An 8,543-nucleotide genomic window follows, 5' to 3' on the forward strand; every position below is an offset into this window, starting at 1 on the left:
TTACTGCTGGACTGTTATCACAATTCCCAAAGCACCATCTCTTATTATATAAAGATTATCTCCACTCTTTAAATCACTTGCTGATATGACCTTATTATTCTTCACTATGACTGCTTTAGTCACATCTATAGAATCTAAAGATGTATTAAGCTCCCATCTATTATTAAGTCCATTCCAATCCATAACATTATCTAAAGTCAAGACATTGCCACTGCTACTACTTAATACAGCCTTGCTTATCCTGTCAGTACTGCTAAGAGGCCTTATATTTACTGCTATGGCATTGCTGTCACTAGCTACAATATATACCGAACTATAATTAGCAGCTCTGTACTTTTGTTTTAAGAACTCATCATATGGTACATTTACAGGACTATTCCCAGTATTATCAACAATATAAGTTTTATCCCCAACGTAGAAAGTTTCATCGCCGTTTGCTACCCACTCATTATTGTTTAATGATTCATCTCCATATTCATTTCCACTATAGTAATAATAATTGCCTACTGTTATTGAATCTGCTGTAACATTAATAATTTTCCCTTTTGCATAGTAGTATCCAGATGGGGCATTTGCATCCAATATTGATATAAAGTTTGCTGCGCCACCTCTTGAAAATGAAACATACGCCTGGCTGGCTTTCGACAACTGGCTTTTTGGCACCAAAAACCCATCATTTAATATGATTGTACCATCATTTACGTTTACCTGGCGATTGTCATTTTCGTTATCAAACGTTACTAACATGGTATTTCCATCGTAGTCTATACTTCCTACATAACTCATGTTAAACCCGCTTTGTATTGATACAAGTGTTGCAGTTTCAATACCATAATGATTTTCTAACATTATGTAAGCATCATAACCTTTATATTTGCTAATATCACTTACAGGTATTTTGCTACCATCTAAATAGACAGAAGCACCATCTAAACTATACATAGCATAACTTGATGTAGCATTCCACTGTCCTTGCCTGTACATTTCAACATCATTAAGCTGTACCTTAGGATTAAAACCAGACACACCAGCAATACTACCCCGTATTACAGCAACAGGCTTATTATAGTTATCCTCCAAGAATATTTCATCAGGTGTTTTAGCATTTATACTGCTGAAATAAAGCTTTATATATTCTCCTACTTTTAAATCGCTGGCACTTATGGATCTACCCATCCCTATAACAGGCATATTAGGATCTAATGTATATGTATTTCCATTGTCCAGTGTTACATACTCAAAACCGCTATTTACATCTATTGAAATTATCTTTCCACTGTCCTGTTTGTCTCCTGTATTAACCTGACCATTTCCACTTAAATCAGTGTAAACTACATCTATTCTCGTTGCTGTGCTACCATAAACAGTGACTTTTGCTGTCTCACCATATTTCAAGTCACTGATGGAAGCATCAACTGAATTCATCGTAACCTGTGTATTATTGTTGTAATATATAACATAACTATTTCCACTGTCATCAACTAGTCTAAAGCTTCCTTGCCATATAGAATCAATTGTACCGCTTATGGTCTTTATGCTGCCATTAGCAGTTTCCGCAAAGATAACATTGCTTCCATTTGTGTAATACGTTAACCTATCTCCGTTTGAAATGAGTGAAGATAATCCAGCCTTTCCATTTTTTAAAACAGCAAAATCGTAATTTGCACTCTGTGAGTTTTCGGCAACTAATGCAACATCTTGTCCACTGTCATTTTTCAATACATAAGTATATCTTGTTCCTCCGTTTACACTGTCTTTTTGTATGCTTTCAACATAGCCCATATCTTTCGTGTATCCCATCATTGAATATGAAACATTGAAAGCTCTACTTAATACGGCTGCCATCTGCTCCCTTGTAATACTGTCATTGGGGCCGAAATAGCCATTGTTGTATCCAGACATTATTGATGATTCTAATGTAGCTTCTATGTACGGCAATTTGTCAGCATCAAAAAGACCACTGTCTTTATATGAATAAACGTACTGTGCGTCTTTTCCATAGACGGGCGATAAATTTATACCCTTTGCAATCCAATTGGCAACTTCCTGCCTTGTGGCATACTGCGTAAAATCTAAAGACGTCTCCTGCTTTGATAGAAGTCCTGTGTTTTTGGCAGCGGTTATCACACCTTGTGCCCAGCTATCTATCCCGCCATTTGAATTAGTTCCGGCAGCCGCCCCTGTCACACCACCAGATGTACTGCTTTGAGCCACTTGTACATCTTTCTCTTTTCCCATAAGCCTTAGTATCATAGCAAGAGCTTCTTCTCTTTTTAACTTGTTTTTTGGATAATAAAGTCCATTTCCATTACCTCGTATTACAGACAATGCTGTCATTCTCATTATATCGTTTCGTGCAAAGCTACTTCCTATATCAGTATACGACATATTTAAAAATATGGCTGATGCATTGCTTACACCAGAATACACTGTTGAACCTAAAGCATAAGTGAAACCCAAGATAATTATTATTGAAAGCATGGTGATTATTTTAATTATCTTCTTCATAGCACATACCCCATTATAAATTAGAATCAACTACAGCATACCTTCCTGTATATAAAACATACGCTGAAACATAATGCAAAATAGAGTCTACATACTGGTAGTACGTTGAGCTACCATCAAAATTCCTTAAGGACAGCGAACTATTTTTAGCTCTATTGCTGTAATAATTCATCTCCACATTTACCGCTTGCCTAAAGTTGGCCATATGTGTTACACTGCTGCCATTTATTTCATCATAGCTTATCTGGTATACATCTGAAACGATATTGCCTGACTTTCCAAGTTTTTTGTTTAAATCATCTATTGACTTGCCACCAAGTAATTTAACAGTAATTCTATCAACATCAGAAGTCAAATTAAGAGCCTGTGATGTAAAATCCATGCTGAAATTCGGAGTTCTCAAACTTATCTTGCTGTTTTTCCCACTATATCCTTTTGGAACATTTATTACCCATACATCCGCATTTCTGTATTCATATCCTGTCAAATCTATTGTATATGTACCGCTTGAATTAATTGCATCATTCCCTAATGTCACATACACAGTATCACCTGATGGGTTTATGACCGTGTTGCCTAAAACATCCGGAACACCAGTATCATACTTTGAATTGCTGGAAGAATCTGTATATGCTGATGCATAGGCAAAACCGCTATTGCCCTTGTCGTTTATAGGCCTTAACTCAAAATTATAAAGTGTATTGGGACTAAGCCCGTCAACGTAATATTCTAGCTTATCTGTCGATGCTATAAATGCGTAATTGCTGTCAATGCTTCTTTTACCGTATATTTCATAGAGCTTCGCACCATTTACAGCACTCCAATGTAGATATATTGTATGATCATTTCCTGAAATTCTATCAGCATAAAACCCAGATGGATTGTCCGGGACTGTCTGAATATATGTAAATCCACCTGACAGTACCGTATCAGCATAATCAGGATTTAAAATTCTGACATCTACTTTCCCTGCAGCATGCTGTGGGGTAATAACTGTTATTGTCTTATAATTATTAACAGTTACAGACGGCGCTATTGCATCCCCAAAATAAACTACGAGGCCACTTTTAAAATTATCTCCCACAATTGTTACAGTATCTCCTCCTCTGGTAGAACCAGTATTAGGAGTTATGGAAGTTATAACAGGGTTTGCCCCAGTCTTCACATACGTAAATCCACCTTGCAATACAGCACTTGCTCCGTCATCTACGTTGTAAACTGTAACGTCTATGGGCACATTTAGTAAACTCGGATCTCCTGACGGTGTTTTAACTACTATTTCTGTGTCTGTATTTGATACAATTGTAGCTTTATTCCCTTCAATATAAACTTCTACATTGCTTCTGAAATCACTTCCAATGATTGTAACAGTAGTTCCTCCGTCTATGCTTCCCTTCGATGGATCAACACTTGTAATGACAGGGTTTGACACAGGTGATACATACTCAATATCCGACATTGCAGTACCACCATCAGGATTTACTATCTTTAAAGTCTTTTTGCCTATATCACTGCTTAAAGGTGCTACAAACTTTATTTCACTACTGCTTACAACAGTGACATTTGTCACTTCCACATCATCTATGTAGACTTTAGAACCAGGCCTTACCAGCGTACCACCTTCGTATATAGGCACAGCAAAATTTGAACCTAATATGATGACATGTGTAGTACCATTCACATTTACCTTTGGTGGCACAATGCTATTTATAACAGGTTTAGACTGAACATATGTAAACCCATTATCAATGTATCCTATGCCTGTATCGTAATTTACCACAGAAACTCTTACAGGACCTGGAAGATTTGGAGGTGTAACGACCTTTAATGTACCATAATCAACATATATTACTTTTGTTGCTTTTACATTCCCAAAGTACACATCAGGTCCTATAGGATTTCCATCGCTGTCTTTTAAGATATTTCCATTTTGGTCCTTTGCAATCCTGAAATCCTGTCCTATTATTGTAACAGTGTCACCGCCGTAAGTAGAACCTGTATTTGGGTCTATTTTTGTTATTACAGGTATGCTGTTTGGCACAACATATGTAAAGCCATCCTCCCCATCGTGAAGGCCATACGTGTAGTTACCACCGTCATAATTTATGACAGTAACATATGTCTTGCCTGGATTTCCTGGCGGTGTCATTGCCTGTATGGTACTACCATCGGAGCTTACTGTTATATTTGTAGCAAGTTTTCCGCCAATATACACTTCCGCTCCTCTTCTAAAGTCACTTCCTGTTATAGTTATAGCTGTACCGCCATTTACAGTTCCTTTATCAGGTGTTATCGCCGTTATAACAGGATTTGATTCAGGAACGAGGTAGTGAAATTTCTGCGGAGACTTTGCTGCGGCTGTATCAGGGTTTACTACGGTTATATCGTAAAGTCCAGCATACTGTAAATCGGGTACAACTGCTGTTATAGTATTCTCATCAATTACGTACACATCATCCATGACTGTATTGCCTATATAAACTTTAGCACCGTCGCTGTCTCCAATCTTTCTTGAAAAATCACTGCCAAATATGTAAACAAGTGTTCCTTTGCCGCCATAATTAGGCGAAATACTAGTAATTTTAGGTTTCGTCTCGACGAGTAAGTACTCAAAACCGTCAGTTAAGGAAGCCGTACCACCGTCAGATGGATTTATCACTTGCACAATCTTTTTACCTAAAGTCCCGGCAGGTGTTACTGCATTAATTACAGTATTGCCTGATGTAACACTTGTCACTTTGGCCTGTACTCCATCAATCGTTACAATACTTCCACTTTCAAAGTTACTACCTGTTATAGTTATCTGTGTGCCACCTTTTGTTGGACCTTTATTTGGATTTACTGACGTTATTGAAGGTGTCTTCTGTGTGTCTTTTATTTCAAATCCATTTTTAAGTGTAACAGTACCGCCTTCTGTGCCATTCTGACCATCGTAGTTTGTTATTGTTATATCTTGCCAGCCTACAGGATAAGGATTAGCAGTCACAGGTACTATTGCTTTTATCTGTGTTCCAATATTTAACTTTTTGCCGTCTATAATATTTCCGCTATTATCCTGTACACTTATAACTTCAAGATTTATATTCCCTATTGTAACTGTCGGGTATGAAGGCACATATACTCCATTCTGTACCGTCTGACCTACGTAAAAATCCGTTCCTGTAATTGTTATTAGATTCCCACCATATTTTGAACCAAAATTCGTAAATACACTTGTGATTGTAGGTGCTGTATAGTAGTAGTACCCATTTGTCATAGTTGTAAATCCACGGTTTTGATCCGCATCCTTGTTGACAACTTTCACATCAACATAACCCAGCACGCTGCTTTTTGGAGTTATTACTGTCACTATCGACCTGTTGCTGGAATCAATAGTCAGATCTTTTACTGTGGCTAAAGCGCCGCCAAAATAAATGCTGACACCAGGTCTTATATCAAACCCCTGTATTGTGACAGTATCTCCCCCTGCCCTGCTTCCACTGTTAGGAGATATGCTTAAGATTTCCGGATTTGATGGAAGTGGATTGTAAGTATATTTTTTTGGTGGTGAACTTTGCTCAGAGTACTGCATGACGACATTTCCGTCGGAATCCATAATTGTCGTTTCAACAGTTACAACAACATCAACAGGCATAGGCTGCCCTGGTGGATTTAAAGTGATACTAGGAGAAGATACCTTCAAAATTTCTTGACCTTCCGACGGCACAGAAATGCTTTCAATCCTTGCTTTATTCCCACCAAAAGTTACATACAGTTTTCTTTCTCTCGTTCCTGTGGCATTTTGCCCAGTTACAGGATCAGTGTATGTATAATTGCTGTTGACATAAATTATTTCAGTGCTATCGGGATTAGCAGTATAAGTAGAAGGATCATCCTTCTTTTGAAAATTGTATCCCCAAATTGTCACATCTGTACTGCCATTTTCATAACCGCTGTAAGGATTCATATCTATAGCAACTAGGCTGTCTTCAACAGCCAAATAGAAATAGCCGTTTTCTTTTGTTACAGTATAACCTGTAATTGGATCAACTATATCTACATTCACAGGCCCTGATTTTGAATAAGGAGGTGTCGTAACTTGTATTGCATCCATATTGTCTGTAAGTCCCGGTAAAGTAACCATTTGAACATTTTGCCCTTGAACTCCACCAAATTTCACAATAAGATCCTGCCTCAAATTTTGACCGACTATGATGACTTTTGTACCGCCAGATACTGTGCCTGCATTAGGTGTTATGCTGTCGATAGTTATAATAGAGGGTGTCGGTATGATTTTTAGCGCATTCACCAGTGTGACAGTTGAACCATCATCTGCAACTATATCTATATTTTGATATGGAAGTGTAGTATCTTTTGGTGCAGGTACTTTTACCGTCATCTCTGTATCGCTTACCACTGTTACGTCACTGCTATTTACAAGGTTTTCTCCCACGTAAACTCTCATATTGCTTCCAAGTGTCGAAAACCCATGACCATATATCGTTATCGTCGTATCGCCTACTATAGCTGTATACTTTGATAAGCTTGTTATGTCCTGATTAACTGCAGATAGTTTAGGGGGGTTATACATATTCGATTGACCACCGTATATATTTGTCACGTATATATTGTAAGTCGTGGCGGGATCAATCCTTATACTGGAAGGTATGTCTGAAATTAAGACAGATCCGCTCTGGGACACCACATTTGATGTTTCTCCATTTATGTTGCCTACAGCTATATCGCTTAAATTGCTGCCTTCCATTCTTATAAATGATTGAGGCTGTGATATCCCTGTCACATTTCCACTGCTGTCCCTTGTCACAGTCTTATAATTATCTAAAGCTGCACTTGTTATTTTAGGATTGTCAAGGTATGTAAATCCATTTGGAATTGCAGCACTTTGCCCATCGCTTCTATGTACTATAATCATATATGGCTTGTTTAGCATAAGCCCTGCAGTATCCATTTTAGGAACTTTTGCATATATTTTGCTTTCATTAACGCTTAGTATCGTAAGTTTCGTGCTATCTGATATAGAATCAATGTAGGCCGCATCTACTTGTGATGTCATATTTCCTGAACTGTCAAATGTCATAAAAGCACTGCCGTCAATCTCTATATCTGTTGCAGAGTCATAAGGCCCTTTTGCAGGCGATGCCATTGTGCCATCATAACGCAATGACTTGACAGAAGTTATATTAGGAGGATTTGACGCATAAGCTTTCGACATATTTCCTGGGAAAAATGAAACCAATATGACAAATATCAACAATGACGCTACAAATTTCTTCATCACACACGCCCTCATTTCATCACATACTTGCTTTATATAAACGAAAAACTATATAATCCAATATTTATATCGGCACTTTGCTTAAAAATTTTATAGTTAAAACTATAAAAAAAACGCTGCAAAAAATGCAGCACACCATATTGGGTTGGGGGTGCAGAATATAAATTAATTATGGGGAAAAGGGGAATCATTCTTACAAATTTTATTATATTACATTAAAAAGTCTAAATAAATAGGACTTAAGACCTAAATTACCAAAATTTTATCAAGTATTTGTAATATTTTTCTTCTAAATGCCTTGTTTTCAGCATTTTAATTCCGATGGATAAAAAATTATTTTTCGACAAAATACAATAGTATACTGCAAAATTTGTGAAATATAGTGATTCAATAATATAAATGAAGTAATCAGTTGATAGAATAAGCGCTTTTGCACTTATTCTATCTTTGTTATAGCTTTTGTCAGCTCATTTATGGAATTTGTAAGGCTGTCTAATTTGCCTTCGATTCTAACTAAAAGGTAAATGCTTACTACTATCGGAAACCCCAGATTTGCGATGCCTGTAAATATCTCACTCATATCGATCCTCCTTTACATATTTACAACACCACACTTACATAGATTTGCATAGATCCAAATCTATCAAGTCTATGGTATTGCAGGAATAATCGAGTAGGAGCTGAATAATTATTTTATTCAGCGTCCTCTCACACCACCGTACGTACCGTTCGGTATACGGCGGTTCATTAAGATTTAATG

Annotated in this window: 3 protein-coding genes; all 3 read right to left on the reverse strand. The window is 37.1% G+C overall.

What is annotated here, in order from left to right:
- The 3 genes from J2Z80_RS09785 to J2Z80_RS09795 all read right to left on the reverse strand — a co-directional run bounded on the left by J2Z80_RS09785 (nucleotide 1) and on the right by J2Z80_RS09795 (nucleotide 8,363).
- On the reverse strand, nucleotides 1-2,508 hold the full coding sequence (locus tag J2Z80_RS09785; RefSeq protein ID WP_209454231.1) for an S-layer homology domain-containing protein: 2,508 nt from the start codon (nucleotides 2,506-2,508) through the stop codon (nucleotides 1-3).
- 13 nt (nucleotides 2,509-2,521) lie between these two features.
- Complete coding sequence (locus tag J2Z80_RS09790) at nucleotides 2,522-7,783, reverse strand: IPT/TIG domain-containing protein (protein ID WP_209454232.1); 5,262 nt, start codon at nucleotides 7,781-7,783, stop codon at nucleotides 2,522-2,524.
- Between the two features lie 436 nt (nucleotides 7,784-8,219).
- Nucleotides 8,220-8,363: a YvrJ family protein gene (locus tag J2Z80_RS09795; protein ID WP_209454233.1), complete on the reverse strand. Its 144-nt coding sequence runs from the start codon at nucleotides 8,361-8,363 to the stop codon at nucleotides 8,220-8,222.
- Between the last annotated feature and the right edge of the window lie 180 nt (nucleotides 8,364-8,543).

It is taken from the genome of Thermoanaerobacterium butyriciformans (assembly GCF_017874545.1).
Classification (GTDB): domain Bacteria; phylum Bacillota; class Thermoanaerobacteria; order Thermoanaerobacterales; family Thermoanaerobacteraceae; genus Thermoanaerobacterium; species Thermoanaerobacterium butyriciformans.

What these genes read in the sequence shown, in the direction of transcription:
- J2Z80_RS09785 (WP_209454231.1), bottom strand. Translation starts at nt 2,508, where the DNA reads ATGAAGAAGATAATTAAAATAATCACCATGCTTTCAATAATAATTATC.
- J2Z80_RS09790 (WP_209454232.1), bottom strand. Translation starts at nt 7,783, where the DNA reads ATGAAGAAATTTGTAGCGTCATTGTTGATATTTGTCATATTGGTTTCA.
- J2Z80_RS09795 (WP_209454233.1), bottom strand. Translation starts at nt 8,363, where the DNA reads ATGAGTGAGATATTTACAGGCATCGCAAATCTGGGGTTTCCGATAGTA.